General features: G+C 59.3%; 16 protein-coding genes. 9 read left to right on the top strand and 7 right to left on the bottom strand.

Annotated elements, in window-relative coordinates:
* Positions 1-206: 206 nt before the first annotated feature.
* Complete coding sequence (gltA, locus tag KUA23_RS09415; protein WP_078047629.1) at positions 207-1,496, top strand: citrate synthase; 1,290 nt, start codon at positions 207-209, stop codon at positions 1,494-1,496.
* Between the two features lie 156 nt (positions 1,497-1,652).
* On the opposite strand, the gene KUA23_RS09410 is transcribed toward gltA, so the two are convergent.
* From KUA23_RS09410 to KUA23_RS09400, 3 genes are all read right to left on the bottom strand, one after another.
* The gene (locus KUA23_RS09410; RefSeq protein ID WP_078047628.1) at positions 1,653-3,311 is read right to left on the bottom strand and encodes a cation acetate symporter; all 1,659 of its coding nucleotides are present in this window, start codon (positions 3,309-3,311) and stop codon (positions 1,653-1,655) included.
* The gene (locus KUA23_RS09405) at positions 3,308-3,619 is read right to left on the bottom strand and encodes a DUF485 domain-containing protein (RefSeq protein ID WP_016972153.1); all 312 of its coding nucleotides are present in this window, start codon (positions 3,617-3,619) and stop codon (positions 3,308-3,310) included. Before KUA23_RS09405 ends, KUA23_RS09410 begins: the two co-directional genes overlap by 4 nt.
* 284 nt (positions 3,620-3,903) lie before the next feature.
* Entirely contained in the window at positions 3,904-4,755 is an 852-nt protein-coding gene (locus KUA23_RS09400; protein WP_099492436.1) for a glycine betaine ABC transporter substrate-binding protein, read from the bottom strand.
* A gap of 332 nt (positions 4,756-5,087) precedes the next feature.
* Here KUA23_RS09400 and KUA23_RS09395 point away from each other — a divergent pair, with 332 nt between their 5' ends.
* The gene (locus KUA23_RS09395) at positions 5,088-6,641 is read left to right on the top strand and encodes a glycoside hydrolase family 17 protein (protein WP_078047626.1); all 1,554 of its coding nucleotides are present in this window, start codon (positions 5,088-5,090) and stop codon (positions 6,639-6,641) included.
* 111 nt (positions 6,642-6,752) lie between these two features.
* Here KUA23_RS09395 and KUA23_RS09390 read toward each other — a convergent pair whose 3' ends face one another.
* A complete protein-coding gene (locus KUA23_RS09390) occupies positions 6,753-7,121 on the bottom strand; it encodes a hypothetical protein (RefSeq protein ID WP_078047625.1) in 369 nt (122 codons plus the stop codon).
* A gap of 235 nt (positions 7,122-7,356) precedes the next feature.
* Between KUA23_RS09390 and KUA23_RS09385 the strand changes: the two genes are divergently transcribed.
* Entirely contained in the window at positions 7,357-8,655 is a 1,299-nt protein-coding gene (locus KUA23_RS09385) for a serine/threonine protein kinase (protein WP_078047624.1), read from the top strand.
* Positions 8,648-9,436 carry an MlaA family lipoprotein gene (locus KUA23_RS09380; RefSeq protein ID WP_252993815.1) on the top strand — a complete coding sequence of 263 codons (789 nt, stop codon included), beginning with the start codon at positions 8,648-8,650 and terminating at the stop codon, positions 9,434-9,436. Before KUA23_RS09385 ends, KUA23_RS09380 begins: the two co-directional genes overlap by 8 nt.
* 64 nt (positions 9,437-9,500) lie before the next feature.
* Here the strand turns inward: KUA23_RS09380 and KUA23_RS09375 are convergent, their stop codons facing one another.
* A complete protein-coding gene (locus KUA23_RS09375) occupies positions 9,501-9,686 on the bottom strand; it encodes a DUF805 domain-containing protein (protein ID WP_252993814.1) in 186 nt (61 codons plus the stop codon).
* Positions 9,687-10,010: 324 nt separating this feature from the next.
* A complete protein-coding gene (locus KUA23_RS09370) occupies positions 10,011-10,925 on the bottom strand; it encodes a DUF808 domain-containing protein (RefSeq protein ID WP_078047621.1) in 915 nt (304 codons plus the stop codon).
* A gap of 134 nt (positions 10,926-11,059) precedes the next feature.
* Here KUA23_RS09370 and KUA23_RS09365 point away from each other — a divergent pair, with 134 nt between their 5' ends.
* Positions 11,060-11,665 carry a TetR/AcrR family transcriptional regulator gene (locus tag KUA23_RS09365; protein ID WP_068935710.1) on the top strand — a complete coding sequence of 202 codons (606 nt, stop codon included), beginning with the start codon at positions 11,060-11,062 and terminating at the stop codon, positions 11,663-11,665.
* A gap of 225 nt (positions 11,666-11,890) precedes the next feature.
* A complete protein-coding gene (locus KUA23_RS09360; RefSeq protein WP_252993813.1) occupies positions 11,891-12,349 on the top strand; it encodes an REP-associated tyrosine transposase in 459 nt (152 codons plus the stop codon).
* Positions 12,350-12,476: 127 nt separating this feature from the next.
* Here the strand turns inward: KUA23_RS09360 and KUA23_RS09355 are convergent, their stop codons facing one another.
* Entirely contained in the window at positions 12,477-12,917 is a 441-nt protein-coding gene (locus KUA23_RS09355; RefSeq protein WP_078047618.1) for a GlcG/HbpS family heme-binding protein, read from the bottom strand.
* 256 nt (positions 12,918-13,173) lie between these two features.
* On the opposite strand from KUA23_RS09355, the gene gcl reads away from it, so the two are divergent.
* The 3 genes from gcl to KUA23_RS09340 all read left to right on the top strand — a co-directional run bounded on the left by gcl (position 13,174) and on the right by KUA23_RS09340 (position 16,805).
* Positions 13,174-14,949 (top strand): glyoxylate carboligase, encoded by a 1,776-nt coding sequence (gcl, locus tag KUA23_RS09350; RefSeq protein WP_078047617.1) that lies wholly within the window; start codon positions 13,174-13,176, stop codon positions 14,947-14,949.
* A gap of 10 nt (positions 14,950-14,959) precedes the next feature.
* Complete coding sequence (hyi, locus tag KUA23_RS09345) at positions 14,960-15,742, top strand: hydroxypyruvate isomerase (protein ID WP_078047616.1); 783 nt, start codon at positions 14,960-14,962, stop codon at positions 15,740-15,742.
* A gap of 172 nt (positions 15,743-15,914) precedes the next feature.
* Positions 15,915-16,805: a 2-hydroxy-3-oxopropionate reductase gene (locus KUA23_RS09340; RefSeq protein WP_078047615.1), complete on the top strand. Its 891-nt coding sequence runs from the start codon at positions 15,915-15,917 to the stop codon at positions 16,803-16,805.
* Positions 16,806-16,902 lie beyond the last annotated feature (97 nt).

Raw genomic sequence — 16,902 nt, 5'->3', positions numbered from 1 at the left:
TGACAACGCGCACTCCTCACCCTAATAGCGGATTGCGCTGGAGGAATAAAAGGCGTAAATGGCAGGCAATTTCGAGGAAAAAGTACGGTTAAAGCCTTCTGGCGCAAGACTTTAGGCAAATTGACATCTGGATTTATATCAATATAGTGGTGCGGGCCCTGCGTGGGGGGTCTGTCTGATGATTTGAAGCATAAATAGGAGGCCACATGGCTGACAAAAAAGCGCAGTTGATCATCGAGGGCGCAGCCCCCGTCGAGCTGCCCATTTTAACCGGCACCGTTGGTCCCGATGTTATCGACGTACGGGGCCTGACGGCCACGGGCCGTTTCACATTCGACCCAGGCTTCATGTCGACCGCCTCTTGCGAGTCGAAGATCACCTATATCGATGGTGACAATGGCATTCTGCTTCACCGCGGCTACCCGATCGAGCAACTCGCCGAACAGTCGGACTACCTGGAAACCTGCTACCTGCTGCTAAATGGCGAACTGCCAACAGCCGAGCAGAAAGCCCAGTTCGTCAGCACCGTGAAGAACCACACCATGGTTCACGAGCAGTTGAAGACCTTCTTCAACGGCTTCCGTCGCGACGCCCACCCGATGGCCGTCATGTGCGGCGTGGTCGGCGCCCTGTCGGCCTTCTATCACGACTCCCTCGACATCAATAACCCGCAGCATCGCGAAATCTCCGCGATCCGCCTGGTTGCCAAGATGCCGACCCTGGCCGCAATGGTTTACAAGTACTCCATGGGTCAACCCATGATGTACCCGCGCAACGACCTGACGTACGCGGAAAACTTCCTGCACATGATGTTCAACACGCCGTGCGAGATCAAACCGATCAGCCCGACGCTTGCCAAGGCCATGGACCGGATCTTCATCCTCCACGCCGACCACGAGCAGAACGCATCCACCTCTACCGTCCGCCTGGCAGGCTCTTCGGGTGCCAACCCGTTCGCCTGTATCGCCGCCGGTATCGCCGCACTTTGGGGCCCTGCCCACGGCGGTGCGAACGAAGCCGTATTGACCATGCTCGATGAAATCGGCGATGTCTCGAACATCGACAAGTTCATCGCCAAGGCCAAGGACAAGAACGATCCGTTCAAGTTGATGGGCTTCGGTCACCGGGTCTACAAGAACCGCGACCCACGCGCCACCGTCATGAAGCAGACCTGCGACGAAGTGTTGAAGGAACTGGGCATCAAGAACGATCCGCAACTCGAACTGGCCATGCGCCTGGAAGAGATCGCCCTGACCGACCCGTACTTCATCGAACGCTCGCTGTACCCGAACGTCGACTTCTACTCGGGGATCATCCTCAAGGCGATCGGCATTCCAACCAGCATGTTCACCGTGATCTTCGCCCTGGCGCGGACCGTGGGCTGGATCTCCCACTGGAAAGAAATGCTCTCCAGCCCGTACAAGATTGGCCGCCCACGCCAGCTGTACACCGGCTACGAGTCGCGTGACATCACCAAGCTGGAAGATCGCAAGTAAGCATCGCTTAGTTGCACTGAAAACGGCCTCCCTTAACGGAGGCCGTTTTTATTTGTGCAGGATTTGAGAAACAGTTTTGTCAGATCAATCCCTAATTTATAGACAAAAAAATACCCCGGCCTTTCGACCGGGGTTTTTTCCTATCCAGCTACGACCTTAGTGAGAAACCGCCCCACTCGACCCCAGGCCAGTTTGCGAACGCACAAACTGCGGGAAGTACAGCGCACGCTCTTTCTCTGCTGCCGCCGACTTGTCGGTAATGGAGAAGAACCAGATGCCGACGAACGCAATGATCATCGAGAACAGCGCCGGGTACTCATAAGGGAAGATGGCTTTTTCATGGTGCAGGATCGAGACCCAGATGGTCGGGCCCAGCACCATCAGGCCAACGGCACTGATCAAGCCCAGCCAGCCGCCAATCATCGCGCCACGAGTGGTGAGGTTTTTCCAGTACATGGAAAGCAGCAGCACCGGGAAGTTACAGCTGGCGGCAATGGAGAACGCCAGGCCAACCATGAACGCGATGTTCTGGCTTTCGAACAGGATACCCAGGCCAATCGCCAGGACGCCCAAGGCAACGGTGGTGATTTTCGAAACGCGAATCTCATCCTTGTCGTTGGCCTTGCCTTTCTTGATCACGCTGGCGTACAGGTCATGGGACACCGCCGACGCACCGGCCAGGGTCAAGCCGGCAACCACCGCGAGGATGGTGGCGAAGGCCACGGCCGAGATGAAGCCCAGGAAGATACTGCCACCCACCGCATTGGCCAGGTGCACCGCCGCCATGTTGTTGCCGCCCAGCAAGGCGCCTGCCGCATCCTTGAACGCCGGGTTGGTGCTGACCAGCAGGATCGCGCCAAAGCCAATGATGAAGGTCAGGATGTAGAAGTAACCGATGAAACCAGTGGCATAGAACACGCTCTTACGCGCTTCTTTAGCGTCGCTGACGGTAAAGAAGCGCATCAGGATGTGTGGCAGGCCAGCCGTACCGAACATCAGCGCAAGCCCGAGGGAGAACGCGGAAATCGGGTCTTTCACCAAGCCGCCGGGGCTCATGATCGCCTCACCTTTAGGGTGAACCTTGATCGCCTCGGAGAACAGGGTATTGAAGTCGAAGTTGACGTGCTTCATCACCATCAGTGCCATGAACGAGGCACCGGACAGCAGCAATACAGCCTTGATGATCTGTACCCAGGTGGTCGCCAGCATGCCGCCGAACAGTACATACATCACCATCAAGATACCGACCAGGATCACCGCAACGTGGTAGTCCAGGCCGAACAGCAGCTGAATCAGCTTGCCCGCACCGACCATCTGCGCGATCAGGTAGAACGCCACCACCACCAGCGAGCCACAGGCCGAGAGGCTGCGAATCTGGGTCTGCCCCAAGCGATAGGACGCCACGTCGGCAAAGGTGTACTTGCCCAGGTTACGCAGGCGCTCGGCGATCAGGAACAGAATGATCGGCCAGCCCACCAGGAAGCCGATCGAGTAGATCAGGCCGTCATAACCAGAGGTGTAGACCAGCGCGGAAATCCCCAGGAAGGACGCCGCCGACATGTAGTCACCGGCAATCGCCAGGCCGTTCTGGAAACCGGTGATCTTGCCGCCGGCCGCATAGTAGTCGGCCGCCGACTTGTTGCGCTTGGAGGCCCAGTAGGTGATGCACAGGGTGGCGCCGACGAACGCGACGAACATCACGATGGCGGAAACGTTCAGGGGTTGCTTGTGCACTTCACCGGTCAATGCGTCCGCCGCCCAAACGGCCGGGGCAAAGAGCGAAGCGCCGAATACTGCCAGTAGACGCCGGATCATTGCGCAGCCTCCTTGAGAATCGCATTGTTCAGGTCGTCAAACTCGCCATTGGCCCGGCGCACGTAGATGCCGGTCAGGATGAAGGCGGACACAATCAGCCCGACGCCCAGGGGAATGCCCCAGGTAATCGACGAACCGGGGCTGAGCTTGGCCCCCAGTACTTGTGGCCCATAGGCAATCAACAGGATGAAAGCGGAGTAAAGCCCTAGCATGATCGCCGAGAGAATCCAGGCGAACCTTTCCCTTTTTCTCACCAGCTCCTTGAAACGCGGGCTGTTTTGAATCGAGAGGTAAATGCTGTCGTTCATTGTTTTTATCCTCGCAGCACAGCTTTTTTATTATTGGAACGTATCCACTGTATGCGGCTGCCGTAGAGGTTCCAGACGACCTTAGTAGTAGAAGGAGATAGCAACTTCGCAAGTTTTGCGGCGAACAAATAAACAGCAGCCTGAAATACAGGCGAAAAAATGTGGGAGCGGGCTTGCTTGCGAATGCAGTGGTTCAGTCAACTTATGCATCGACTGACACACTGCTTTCGCGAGCAAGCCCGCCCCCACATTAGGTCTGCGGCGTACTTTCTACCGGTTATTGGTTACTTACCGGTCCACTCGGCGACACGCTCAGGGTGCTTGGCGACCCAATCCTTGGCCGCTGCATCAGGCTTGGCGCCTTCTTGAATCGCCAGCATGACTTCGCCGATTTCATCCTTGGAGGCCCATTGGAATTTCTTCAGGAAGGCCGCGACTTCCGGCGCTTTCTTCTCCAGGCCCTTGCTGCCGATGCTGTTGACGGTTTCAGCAGCACCATAAATCCCTTTTGGATCGTCCAGGAAACGCAGTTTCCACTTGGCGAACATCCAGTGTGGCACCCAACCGGTGACCGCAATGGATTCCTGTTTGTCTTCGGCACGGGTCAGCTCGGCGATCATCGCCGCACCCGAGCTGGCTTGCAGCTTGTAGTCCAGGCCATAGGCCTTGATCGCCTCGTCGGTCTTGAGCATCACGCCTGAACCGGCGTCGATGCCGACGATCTTGTTCTTGAAGGTGGTGTCGGTCTTGAGATCTTCGATGGACTTGGCCTTGACGTACTCCGGTACGATCAGGCCGATCTTCGCGTCTTTGAAGTTGGGGCCGTAGTCGACCACCTTGTCCTTGTTCTTGGCCCAGTACTCACCGTGGGTCACCGGCAGCCAGGCAGATAGCATGGCGTCGAGCTTGCCGGTGGCCACACCCTGCCACATGATCCCGGTGGCGACCGCTTGCAGCTTGACGTCATAACCGAGCTTGGCCTTGATCACTTCTGCCGCCACGTGGGTGGTAGCTACGCTGTCGGACCAGCCGTCCACATAGCCGATGCTCAGGGTCTTGCTGTCGGCGCTGGCCAGTGTGGAGCTCATCGCAACTACCAGAGTGGCAGCTGCGCCCAAGAGTCGTCGCATCTTCATAGTACTTCCCCGAAAGTGCTGCGCCCGGCGGATGCCGAGCGACGTCAACCTGTTGTTATGTGGTGCACCGCGCCCCCTTCACGCGCATCGATCACGGTAGTGCGCCGTCAGCGGAGTACTGACACTTCGATCATCAACCTGCTCGGGTGTTGAACCTGCTCTGTCAGCGACATCCTACAAGCAAGGAGCGACATCACATCGCCAGCAGAATGCTTTGTAGGACTTGACGCCAAAATCCCGCCCGAACTTTGCATGTCAAAATTATGCAGCCCCACTGGGTCGGGCCAAATCCGGGTAAGATGCGCGCCTTTGCTCTTCCAGATAAGCCGACCATGCCCGCGACTGCCCGCTTCCCCGCCCTGCCCTATTGCTTCGCCTTGATCCTCGGCCTGCTGGCCCTGTTCGCTTACTGGTATGGCCTCGGCCGGCCCGTGGTGCTGCCTGATGTCGCCAGTGCCACGCACAAGATGCAGTGCGCGTCCTACACCCCATTCGATAAAGACCAATCGCCGTTCGACCAGCCGTTCACCCTGCGCCCCGAACGCATGGACGCTGACCTTGCGCTGCTGGCGACCCGCTTCGAGTGCATCCGCACCTACTCCATGACCGGCCTGGAAGCCTTGCCGGAGATGGCGCGCAAGCACGGGCTGAAAGTAATGGCCGGGGCCTGGGTCAGCAGTGACCCGGTGGCGACCGCAAAGGAAATCAACGAATTGATCGCTTCGGCCAACGCCCACCCGGATGTCGTGACTTCGGTGATCGTCGGCAACGAAGCCTTGCTGCGCAAGGAAGTGACCGCCAAGCAGCTGGTGGCGCTGATCCATACGGTCAAGAGTCAGATCAAGCAGCCGGTGACCTACGCGGATGTGTGGGAGTTCTGGCTGCAGCACCCGGAAATCGCGCCGGCGGTGGACTTCCTGACCATCCACCTGTTGCCGTACTGGGAAGATGACCCGTCGGGCATCGACCAGGCCCTCAAGCACGTGGGCGATGTGCGCCAGACCTTCGGCAACAAGTTTGCGCCCAAGGACATACTCATCGGTGAAACCGGCTGGCCGAGCGAAGGCCGCCAGCGCGAAACGGCCGTGCCGAGCCGGGTGAATGAAGCCAAGTTCATGCGCGGCTTCGTGGCCATGGCCGAGGCCAATGGCTGGCGTTACAACCTGATCGAAGCCTTTGACCAGCCGTGGAAGCGGGCCAGTGAAGGCGCCGTGGGTGGTTACTGGGGCCTGTTCGATGCCGATCGCCAGGACAAGGGCATCCTCGCCGGGCCGGTAACCAATGTGCCGTACTGGCCGCTATGGCTGGGCGTGGGTGGGATCATCCTGTTGGGCACCTTGGTGTTGGGCGGACGTGTACGCACTACCCGCGCGGCAATTGCCCTGCCACTGCTGGGTGCGGTAGCGGCCTGTTCCATTGGCACTTGGGCCGAGCTGACCCGCGTGACTGCGCGCTTTAATGATGAATGGGTGTGGGCGGGCTTGCTGGTGGTGTTGAACCTGCTGGTACTGGCCCATGCAGCACTGGCCCTGAGTTCGCGAGAAGCTTGGCGCGCACGCGCGTTCAATTGGTTGGAGCAGCGCGCGGGCTGGCTGGTGGCAATTGCCGGGTTTGCCGGTGCCGTGATGATGCTGGCGTTGGTGTTCGACCCACGCTACCGCAGCTTCCCGAGTGCCGCGCTGGTGTTGCCGGCCCTGGTGTACCTGGCGCGTCCGGTGACCGGACCACGTCGGGAGATTGCACTGCTGGCCTTTATCATCGGTGCGGGCATTGCGCCGCAGTTGTACCGTGAGGGGTTATTGAACCAGCAGGCTTGGGGCTGGGCGGTAGTGAGCCTGCTCATGACGGCAGCCTTGTGGCGCTGCTTGCGGGTACGCAAGATTTAACATCGCTACCAGGGGCAAGTCGAACCGTCGCACCGCCCCTCCCACATTTGGAATGCATTCCCCTGTGGGAGGGGCGGTGCGACGGTTCGACTTGCCCCCGATGAGGCCCCATCAAGCAACGCGGGGCTTCCTGACCAAGCGCAATCCCGCAATCACCACCGCAAACACCGCGAACGTGGTGTTGTACAACGCCAGTGCCGGCAACCCGAACACCATCCCCAGCACCGCCAACCCCCAGCCCGCACGTCCCGGCACAAAAAATGCCAGCACCGACGTGATCAGCGCTGCCCAGCCCAGCACCTTGAAGTGGATCATCAACCCAAGGTTCGAACGCAGCTGGCATTCCCAGCGACTCGCCTCGTCCGCGCAGAGGCCCACCCACTGGCCATCCTCCATAAAGCCATAGCGCGCACCGTAACTGGCGGCCAGCCACAGTGGCAGTGCAATAAGCAGCAAAATCAGCGGCAAACGACGGGACATGGGGTACTCCGATAGGCAAAAACGGCGCTCAGCTTAATGCCCCGGCAGCCGTTAGCAAGGCGCATACACACAATTAGTGTTCACCAAAGCGTGGCAAAGTGTATCGTCTGGCTACTATTACCCCGATTCCGACGTTTTTTCCGACATTTCGTGCCGCGTGATGGCACTTCGGCGACTGGACGGCGGTCATAGCCTGCGAACTTCACTAAGTACGTTTCCTCCTAGGGATTAAGTCATGCTCCGTTCCTTGCGCTGTGCTGCCTTGCTGGGCAGCCTTTTTCTGAGTGCGTCAGCACTGGCCGTCGACATCGACCAAGCCAGCTATGGCTACCCTTTGACCAACCCGTTTGAAGCGACTATCGCCACCACCCCGCCAGACCTACGGCCTAAGCTACCGAGTGATGACGAGATCAACCAATCCGACTACACCCTGAACATGCGCCCTGAGCGCGAGTTCAGCCTGCCGGACAACTTCTGGGCGGTGAAGAAGCTCACCTACCGCATCGCCAAGCAGGACCGCGCCGCGCCGCTGATCTTCCTGATCGCAGGCACCGGTGCGCGCTTCGACAGCAGCATCAACGAATACCTGAAAAAGCTGTATTACCAGGCCGGCTACCACGTGGTGCAGCTGTCGTCGCCGACCAGCTTCGACTTCATCAGCGCCGCCTCGCGTTTTGCCACCCCGGGGATCACCCAGGAAGACGCCGAAGACATGTACCGCGTGATGCAAGCCGTGCGCGCGCAAAACGCTTCGCTGCCAGTGACTGACTTCTACCTCACCGGCTACAGCCTCGGTGCCCTGGATGCGGCGTTTGTCAGCAAGCTCGACGAGACCCGTCGCAGCTTCAACTTCAAGAAAGTGCTGCTGCTGAACCCGCCGGTCAACCTCTACACCTCGATCACCAACCTCGACAAGCTGGTGCAGACCGAGGTCAAGGGCATCAATAACACCACCACCTTCTATGAGCTGGTGCTGAACAAGCTGACCCGCTACTTCCAGCAGAAGGGCTACATCGACCTGAACGACGCCCTGCTCTACGACTTCCAGCAATCCAAACAGCACCTGACCAACGAACAGATGGCCATGCTGATCGGCACTTCGTTCCGGTTCTCGGCGGCTGACATCGCCTTTACCTCGGACTTGATCAACCGCCGTGGCTTGATCATCCCGCCGAAATACCCGATCACCGAAGGCACCAGCCTCACGCCGTTCCTCAAGCGTGCACTGCAATGTGACTTCGACTGCTACCTCACCGAACAAGTAATCCCGATGTGGCGCGCCCGTTCCGACGGCGGCAGCCTGTTGCAACTGGTCGACCAGGTCAGCCTGTATGCCCTCAAGGACTACCTGCACACCAACCCGAAGATCGCCGTCATGCACAACGCCGACGACGTGATCCTCGGCCCTGGCGACCTCGGTTTCCTGCGTAAAACCTTCGGCGATCGCTTGACCGTCTACCCGCTGGGCGGCCACTGCGGCAACCTCAATTACCGCGTCAACGCCGACGCCATGCTGGAGTTCTTCCGTGGCTAAATATCTTCTGCTGCTTGCCGCCTTGATGTGCGCGGGCGTTGCCAATGCCGACAACAGCAAGGCCCACGAGCCGGTCAATGTCGGCGCCGACGGTTTCAAGGAGCCGCTGACCAAGCTCAAGTTCAACCCAGGGCTGGACCAGCGTGAGTTCGAGCGCTCGTCGCTCACCGCACTCAACGTGTATGACCCGCTGGAATCGTGGAACCGTCGCGTGTACCACTTCAACTACCGCTTCGACCAATGGGTGTTCCTGCCGGTGGTCAACGGCTACACCTATGTGACCCCCAGCTTCTTGCGGACCGGCGTGAGCAACTTCTTCAACAACCTGGGCGATGTGCCCAACCTGTTGAACAGCCTGCTGCAGCTCAAGGGCCATCGCTCGCTGGAAACCACCGGCCGCCTGCTGGTCAACACCACCATCGGCATCGCCGGCCTGTGGGACCCGGCCACCGCCATGGGCCTGCCGCGCCAGAGCGAAGATTTCGGCCAGACGCTGGGCTTCTACGGCGTGCCCGGCGGCGCTTACCTGGTGCTGCCGATCTTCGGGCCGTCGAACCTGCGCGACACCACCGGCCTGATCGTCGACTACTGCGCGGAAACCCAGATCAACTTCCTCAACGTGTCCGAAGTCAGCTCCAACCACCCGGAAATCTGGGCATTGCGTGCAGTGGACAAGCGTTATCAGACCAGCTTCCGGTATGGCCAGATGAACTCGCCGTTCGAGTACGAGAAGGTGCGCTACATCTATACGGAATCGCGAAAGCTGCAGATTGCCGAGTAACCGCCCACAAAAAAGGCCATTCGATTGAATGGCCTTTTTATTGGGTTACGGTAAGCCCGGTCTGTTAAGCATGTTCGACATCACGGCAAGGCAATCCGTAGTTATTCTCCAACTTGTCGCCTTTTCTAAGCAGTCGAATGGTCACAATTATTAAACCCACGAAGGGTAGCGCATACCACAGGATATAAGCGCCCGTCGTGTTCACATCGTGAAGCCGCCTAAATGTTACAGATAGCCTGGGGATGATCATAAGTACAACTTAAACACCTAGCGGGATATAAAACCACCTACTGTAGGCAACCCCGGCCCAGCCCGCTACTACAATTGAGCCGTACATCAGCAGCCAGTCTAAAACTGCAAACGCCCAATACTCCCTTCTACAAGCGCGCCCGCTGAAGTTGGCATAGTTTTTTATTGCCTGAAAACACCAGTGCATCCTTAACTCCCTACTCGATCCGTTTTCTTAGTGTGTGTGCTCACGGGAAGGCACGCGATGCATCCTATAAATGCCTTGAAAACCGAACTGTAGGATTAAGCTTAAATAACTTTTCAGTCTGTATTCGATGCGAACTAATCAGCGCTTAACGGCTCGCCAGACTCTGCCAACTACTCGCACGACGACCAACACCACCGCCCCTGCAACAACCCCCGCCACCCCATTCAGCAGCGTCGGCACCAACCACGCCACCCCACCTGCGCCCTGGCTCACCGTCTCGATCCAGTGATGCACCACCGGCACGCCATGGGTGAGAATCCCGCCGCCCACCAGGAACATCGCCGCCGTACCGATCACCGACAGGCTCTTCATCATGTAGGGCGCCGCGCGCAGGATGGCGCCGCCGATACTGCGCGCCATCTGGCCGGGCTTCTGGGTGAGCCACAGGCCCAGGTCATCCAGCTTGACGATGCCGGCCACCAGCCCGTAGACGCCCACGGTCATGACGATAGCGATACCGGACAGCACGACCACCTGCTGCATCAGTGGCGCATCAGCCACGGTGCCAAGGGTGATGGCGATGATCTCGGCCGAGAGAATGAAGTCGGTGCGGATGGCGCCTTTGATCTTGTCCTTTTCGAAGGCCACCAGGTCGGTGGCCGGATCGGCCACGGCCTCGACCAACTGCGCATGTTCAGCATGATCGTCGGCTTTGCTGTGGAGGAATTTATGCGCCAGCTTCTCGAAACCTTCGAAGCACAGGTAGGCACCGCCGAGCATCAGCAGCGGTGTCACCGCCCACGGTGCGAATGCACTGATCAGCAAGGCGGCCGGCACCAGGATCAACTTGTTGACGAACGAACCTTTCGCCACTGCCCACACCACGGGGATTTCCCGCTCGGCGCGCACCCCGGAGACCTGCTGGGCATTGAGCGCCAGGTCATCGCCGAGCACGCCGGCGGTTTTCTTCGCCGCCATTTTTGTCATCAGGGCTACGTCATCGAGTACCGCGGCGATATCGTCGATCAACACCAACAAGCTGCTTCCTGCCATGAATCGGGCTTCCATTAGAGAGGGATGCGCCGAGCATAGCGCGGCGCAACGCTTTACGGGCACATTGTTGAGGCCCGCAGATGGCCGGTGCTACCATGCGCAACCGCCTGTCATGGCAAGGAATCACTGGGTTTATGAGCACCATTCGCGAGCGCAATAAAGAAAAGATCCTGCGGGCGGCGAGCGAGGAGTTCGCCGACAAAGGCTTCGCCGCGACCAAAACCAGCGACATCGCCGCCAAGGCCGGGCTGCCCAAGCCCAACGTCTACTACTACTTCAAGTCCAAGGACAACCTCTACCGCGAGGTGCTCGAAAGCATCATCGAGCCGATCCTGGCCGCTTCCACGCCGTTCAACCCGGACGGCGCGCCCAAGGAAGTACTGAGCAACTACATCCGCTCGAAAATCCGTATCTCCCGCGACCTGCCATTTGCCTCCAAGGTCTTTGCCAGCGAAATCATGCACGGCGCCCCGCACCTCAGCGCCGACCAGGTCGAACAGCTCAACGCCCAGGCCAAGCACAACATCGCCTGTATCCAGGACTGGGTGGATCGCGGCCTGATTGCGCCGATTGACCCCAATCACTTGATGTTCAGCATCTGGGCGGCGACGCAGACCTATGCGGATTTCGACTGGCAGATCTCGGCGGTGACCGGGAAGGCCAAGCTGGATGAAGCGGATTATGAAGCGGCGGCGCAGACGATTATTCGGTTGGTGTTGAAGGGGTGTGAGCCGGACTGATACACCGCGGTGCCTGTGCCATTCGCGAGCAAGTCGAGTCGTCGCACCGCCGCTCCCACAGGTGTTTTGTGCCAGACACACAATGTATGAACACCGCAAAACCACTGTGGGAGAGGGCTAGCTCGCGAAAGCGCCCTCCCAGACACATCCTGCCAAACGCCTGCCAATCAGCATCAGCCATCGAGATCTAGCCTCTCAGGACACCATCTGAAGAGAGGCCAAGGAATGCCTGATCTAGCCAACTCACACCGCCTGCGTATAGGGCGGTTCAGCGAACCCAATTGCATCTATCTGATCACCACCAATACTCACGAACGTGCGCCGATATTCAGTGACTTTTACCTAGGCCGATTAGTGGTCTGGCAACTCAGACTCGCTCAGTCTCAGGGGCTGGCAAACTCTTTGGCCTGGGTAGTGATGCCAGACCATTTCCACTGGTTGGTCGAACTACAAAAAGGCTCACTAGGCGATTTGATGTGCCAGGTAAAATCCAAAAGCACCCGAAGCGTGAACGGCGCTTCTGGTCGCAGAGGCAGGCTTTGGCAAACCAGCTTTCATGACCGCGCGCTGCGCAAGGAAGATGATCTGGTGAAGATGGCCCGGTATGTGGTGGCCAATCCTCTGCGGGCGGGGCTGGTGAAGCGGATTGGCGACTATCCGCTGCGGGATGCAGTTTGGTTGTAGGGGCGAGACCGAGTTGCCTCCTTCGCGAGCAAGCCCGCTCCCACTCTTGATCGAGTTCCAACATGAGAATGCGGTCCAATGTGGGAGCGGGCTTGCTCGCGAAGGGGCCAGAAAAATCAGCAAAAAACTAGGCAGACACCCCCGCATCCGCCATCAACCCCACCCCTTCGATCGCCGTGATCGCACACTGCTCATCAATGTCCGACGTATCCCCGCTGATCCCGATCGCCCCCAGCACCGCACCTTCCGGATTTCGAATCAATACCCCACCCGGCGCAGGCACCACGCTGCCCTGCCCCAGGCTGTTCAGCGCAGCGATAAACGCCGGGCGTTGCTGTGCGTCCAGTGCCAGCAGGCGCGAGCCCTTGCCAAGGGCAATTGCGCCCCAGGCCTTGCCGATGGCGATTTGCGGGCGCAACAGGCTGGCGCCGTCTTCGCGTTGGAGGGTGATCAAGTGGCCGCCGCTGTCGAGCACGGCGATGGTCAGCGGCGCCGCCGAAATAGTGCGTCCTGCGGTAAGGGCCTGGCTGGCCAGCTGAGTAGCGAGTTTCAAGGTTAAAGCGCTCATGGTGCCGTCCTTCTTTTGTTATTGGGAAAGCGGTGGAGGTCTGAATGATCAGATGCTCGATCAAACAAATAGAACACAATGACTTTTGATTTTGTATACAATATTTTCGCACAAAGGCTCCACACGTCGAAAAAAGTGCTTCCGACGAACGCAAAGGCCAGATTAGAAAATGCATTGACCTGCGCCGCCCGCCGTGAATACACTTTGGCCAGACACCACTTGTATACAATTACAAAACGCAAGAGGCACCAAAATCATGAGCAAAATGAGAGCAATCGAAGCCGCAGTCCTGGTGATGCGCCGTGAAGGCGTAGACACCGCCTTCGGTATCCCAGGCGCCGCGATCAACCCGCTGTACTCGGCCTTGCAGAAAGTGGGTGGCATCGATCACGTCCTTGCTCGCCACGTTGAAGGCGCCTCCCATATGGCCGAGGGCTACACCCGCACCAAGGCCGGCAATATCGGCGTGTGCATCGGCACCTCGGGCCCGGCCGGCACCGACATGGTCACCGGCCTGTACAGTGCCTCGGCCGACTCGATCCCGATCCTGTGCATTACCGGGCAGGCCCCCCGCGCCCGGATGCACAAGGAAGACTTCCAGGCCGTGGACATCACCAGCATCGTCAAGCCGGTGACCAAGTGGGCGACCACCGTCCTGGAGCCGGGCCAGGTGCCCTACGCCTTCCAGAAAGCCTTCTACGAAATGCGCTCCGGCCGCCCAGGCCCGGTGCTGATCGACCTGCCGTTCGACGTGCAGATGGCCGAGATCGAATTCGACATCGACGCCTACCAGCCGCTGCCCCTGGCCAAGCCTTTGGCAACGCGCATCCAGGTCGAGAAGGCCCTGGCCCTGCTGGACCAGGCCGAACGCCCACTGCTGGTCAGCGGTGGTGGCGTGATCAACGCCGACGCCAGCGAGCTGCTGGTTGAATTCGCGGAACTCACCGGCATCCCGGTTATCCCGACCCTGATGGGCTGGGGCACCATCCCGGACGATCACCCGCAAATGGTGGGCATGGTCGGCCTGCAAACCTCCCACCGTTATGGCAACGCCACGCTGCTCAAGTCAGACGTGGTGCTGGGCATCGGCAACCGCTGGGCCAACCGTCATACCGGTTCGGTCGAGGTCTACACCGAGGGCCGCACGTTCATTCACGTCGATATCGAGCCGACGCAGATTGGCCGCGTATTTACCCCTGACCTGGGCATCGTCTCCGACGCCGGTTCCGCGCTGACGATGTTTATTGAAGTGGCCCGCGAGTGGAAAGCCGCCGGCAAGCTCAAGGACCGCAGCGCCTGGCTCAATGACTGCCAGCAGCGCAAAGCCACCCTGCACCGCAAGACCCATTTCGACAACGTGCCGGTCAAGCCACAGCGCGTTTATGAAGAAATGAACCAGGTGTTTGGCAAAGACACCTGCTACGTCAGCACAATCGGTCTGTCGCAGATTGCCGGCGCGCAATTCCTGCATGTGTACAAGCCACGTCACTGGATCAACTGCGGCCAGGCCGGACCGTTGGGCTGGACCATCCCCGCCGCCCTCGGCGTGGTCAAGGCCGACCCGAGCCGCAAGGTGGTGGCGCTGTCGGGTGACTACGACTTCCAGTTCATGATCGAAGAACTGGCCGTGGGTGCGCAATTCAAGCTGCCGTACATCCACGTGGTGGTGAACAACTCCTACTTGGGCTTGATCCGCCAGGCCCAGCGCGGGTTTGAAATGGACTACTGCGTGCAGCTGTCTTTCGACAACCTCAACGCGCCGGAACTCAACGGCTATGGCGTAGACCACGTCGCCGTCGCCGAAGGCCTGGGTTGCAAGGCCCTGCGTGTGTTCGAGCCAAGCCAGATCGCGCCGGCCCTGCGCCGCGCCGAGGAAATGATCGAAGAATTCAAGGTTCCGGTGATCGTTGAGATTATTCTGGAACGCGTGACCAACATTTCCATGGGCACCGAGATCAACGCCGTCAACGAATTCGAAGATCTGGCCCTGGTCGGCAACGATGCGCCGACTGCCATTTCCCTGCTCGATTAAGGAGAACCTTATGCCGCGTTTCGCCGCCAACCTGTCCATGCTGTTTACCGAACAGGACTTCCTTGCCCGTTTCAAAGCGGCCGCCGATGCCGGCTTCCAAGGGGTCGAGTACCTGTTCCCGTATGAATTCAGCTCTGCCGAAATCAAGGCACAACTCGACGCCCACGGCCTGACCCAGGTGCTGTTCAACCTGCCGGCCGGTGACTGGGCCAAGGGCGAACGCGGCCTGGCGTGCCACCCGGACCGGGTCGAAGAATTCCGTGCCGGGGTCAAGCTGGCGATCGCCTACGCCCAGGTGCTGGGCAATACCCAGATCAACTGCCTGGCGGGCATCCGGCCACAAGGCGTTGACGACGAAACCCTGGAAAAAACCTTCGTCGCCAACCTCAAGTACGCCGCTGAAAAACTGCAAGCGGTGGGCATCAAGCTGGTGATGGAAGCGATCAACACCCGCGACATCCCAGGCTTCTACCTGAACAACACGGCGCAGGCCCTGTCGATTCGCGAGCAGGTCGGCAGCGACAACCTGTTCCTGCAATACGACATCTACCATATGCAAATCATGGAAGGCGACCTGGCCCGAACCATGGCCGCGCACTTGGAAGAGATCAACCACATCCAGCTGGCCGACAACCCGGGCCGCAACGAGCCGGGCACCGGGGAGATCAACTACCGCTTCCTGTTCGAACACCTGGACCGCATCGGTTACCAGGGTTGGGTCGGCTGCGAATACAAGCCGCTGACCACTACCGAAGCGGGTCTGGGCTGGCTCAAAACCCATAACGCCATCTAACCAACGCCCCAAAACCCCTATGTGGGAGCGGGCTTGCTCGCGAAAGCGGTGTATCAGTCGACGCACCTGTTGAATGAAAGACCTTCGCGAGCAAGCCCGCTCCCACATTTAGACCTCCTGTGTTTGGCAGACCGGGTCAGGTCTGCCCATCGAATAAAAAGAGGAATTGATCATGGCTAAAATCGGATTCATCGGCACCGGCATCATGGGCCAACCCATGGCCGCCAACCTGCAGAAAGCAGGTCACCAACTGTTCCTCTCCGAACACCACGGCAAGGCCCCGCAAGCCCTGATCGATGCTGGCGCCGTGGCCCTGGCCAGCCCGCAGCAAGTGGCGCAGGAAGCCGAGTTCATCATTGTGATGGTGCCCGACACCCCACAGGTCGATGATGTGCTGTTCCGCAAAGACGGCGTGGCGGCAGGCCTGTCGCCAAACAAAGTCGTGATCGACATGAGCTCGATCTCCCCCACCGCCACCAAGGCGTTCGCGGCGAAGATCAACGAGGTCGGCGCGCAATACCTGGATGCGCCGGTGTCCGGTGGTGAAGTCGGCGCCAAGGCCGGCACCCTGAGCATCATGATCGGCGGCGAGCCGCAGACTTTTGAACGCGCCTTGCCGCTGTTCCAGGCCATGGGCAAGAACATCACCCTGGTGGGCGGCAATGGTGATGGCCAGACCGCCAAGGTCGCCAACCAGATCATCGTGGCGCTGAACATCCAGGCGGTGGCCGAAGCGTTGCTGTTCGCCGCCAAGAACGGCGCCGACCCGGCCAAGGTGCGTGAAGCGCTGATGGGTGGGTTTGCTTCGTCGAAAATCCTCGAAGTGCATGGCGAGCGCATGATCAAGGGCACCTTCGATCCGGGCTTTCGTATCAACCTGCACCAGAAGGACCTCAACCTGGCCCTGGCCGGTGCGAAGGAGTTGGGGATCAACCTGCCGAACACCGCCGGCACCCAGCAGGTGTTCAGTACGTGCACGGCGATTGGCGGCGGTAACTGGGACCATTCGGCGCTGATCAAAGGCCTGGAGCATATGGCGAATTTCTCGATTCGCGATAAGTAATCCACACCGCTCTTACGTTTGAAATGCGGTCGAATGTGCGAGCGGGCTTGCTCGCGAAAGCGGTAGATCAGTCAGCATGGATGTTGGATGCCAGACC

This window comes from Pseudomonas pergaminensis (assembly GCF_024112395.2).
In the GTDB taxonomy this organism is placed as follows: domain Bacteria; phylum Pseudomonadota; class Gammaproteobacteria; order Pseudomonadales; family Pseudomonadaceae; genus Aquipseudomonas; species Aquipseudomonas pergaminensis.
The sequence above is the reverse complement of the archived record's forward strand: the minus strand, read 5'-3'. Positions and strand labels throughout refer to the sequence as shown.

Excerpts from the sequence above, each read along its gene's own strand:
- KUA23_RS09405 (WP_016972153.1), bottom strand. The coding sequence starts at position 3,619 with ATGAACGACAGCATTTACCTCTCGATTCAAAACAGCCCGCGTTTCAAG.
- KUA23_RS09395 (WP_078047626.1), top strand. The coding sequence starts at position 5,088 with ATGCCCGCGACTGCCCGCTTCCCCGCCCTGCCCTATTGCTTCGCCTTG.
- KUA23_RS09410 (WP_078047628.1), bottom strand. The coding sequence starts at position 3,311 with ATGATCCGGCGTCTACTGGCAGTATTCGGCGCTTCGCTCTTTGCCCCG.
- KUA23_RS09365 (WP_068935710.1), top strand. The coding sequence starts at position 11,060 with ATGAGCACCATTCGCGAGCGCAATAAAGAAAAGATCCTGCGGGCGGCG.
- KUA23_RS09360 (WP_252993813.1), top strand. The coding sequence starts at position 11,891 with ATGCCTGATCTAGCCAACTCACACCGCCTGCGTATAGGGCGGTTCAGC.
- KUA23_RS09340 (WP_078047615.1), top strand. The coding sequence starts at position 15,915 with ATGGCTAAAATCGGATTCATCGGCACCGGCATCATGGGCCAACCCATG.
- gltA (WP_078047629.1), top strand. The coding sequence starts at position 207 with ATGGCTGACAAAAAAGCGCAGTTGATCATCGAGGGCGCAGCCCCCGTC.
- gcl (WP_078047617.1), top strand. The coding sequence starts at position 13,174 with ATGAGCAAAATGAGAGCAATCGAAGCCGCAGTCCTGGTGATGCGCCGT.
- hyi (WP_078047616.1), top strand. The coding sequence starts at position 14,960 with ATGCCGCGTTTCGCCGCCAACCTGTCCATGCTGTTTACCGAACAGGAC.
- KUA23_RS09390 (WP_078047625.1), bottom strand. The coding sequence starts at position 7,121 with ATGTCCCGTCGTTTGCCGCTGATTTTGCTGCTTATTGCACTGCCACTG.
- KUA23_RS09400 (WP_099492436.1), bottom strand. The coding sequence starts at position 4,755 with ATGAAGATGCGACGACTCTTGGGCGCAGCTGCCACTCTGGTAGTTGCG.
- KUA23_RS09385 (WP_078047624.1), top strand. The coding sequence starts at position 7,357 with ATGCTCCGTTCCTTGCGCTGTGCTGCCTTGCTGGGCAGCCTTTTTCTG.
- KUA23_RS09355 (WP_078047618.1), bottom strand. The coding sequence starts at position 12,917 with ATGAGCGCTTTAACCTTGAAACTCGCTACTCAGCTGGCCAGCCAGGCC.
- KUA23_RS09370 (WP_078047621.1), bottom strand. The coding sequence starts at position 10,925 with ATGGCAGGAAGCAGCTTGTTGGTGTTGATCGACGATATCGCCGCGGTA.
- KUA23_RS09375 (WP_252993814.1), bottom strand. The coding sequence starts at position 9,686 with ATGATCATCCCCAGGCTATCTGTAACATTTAGGCGGCTTCACGATGTG.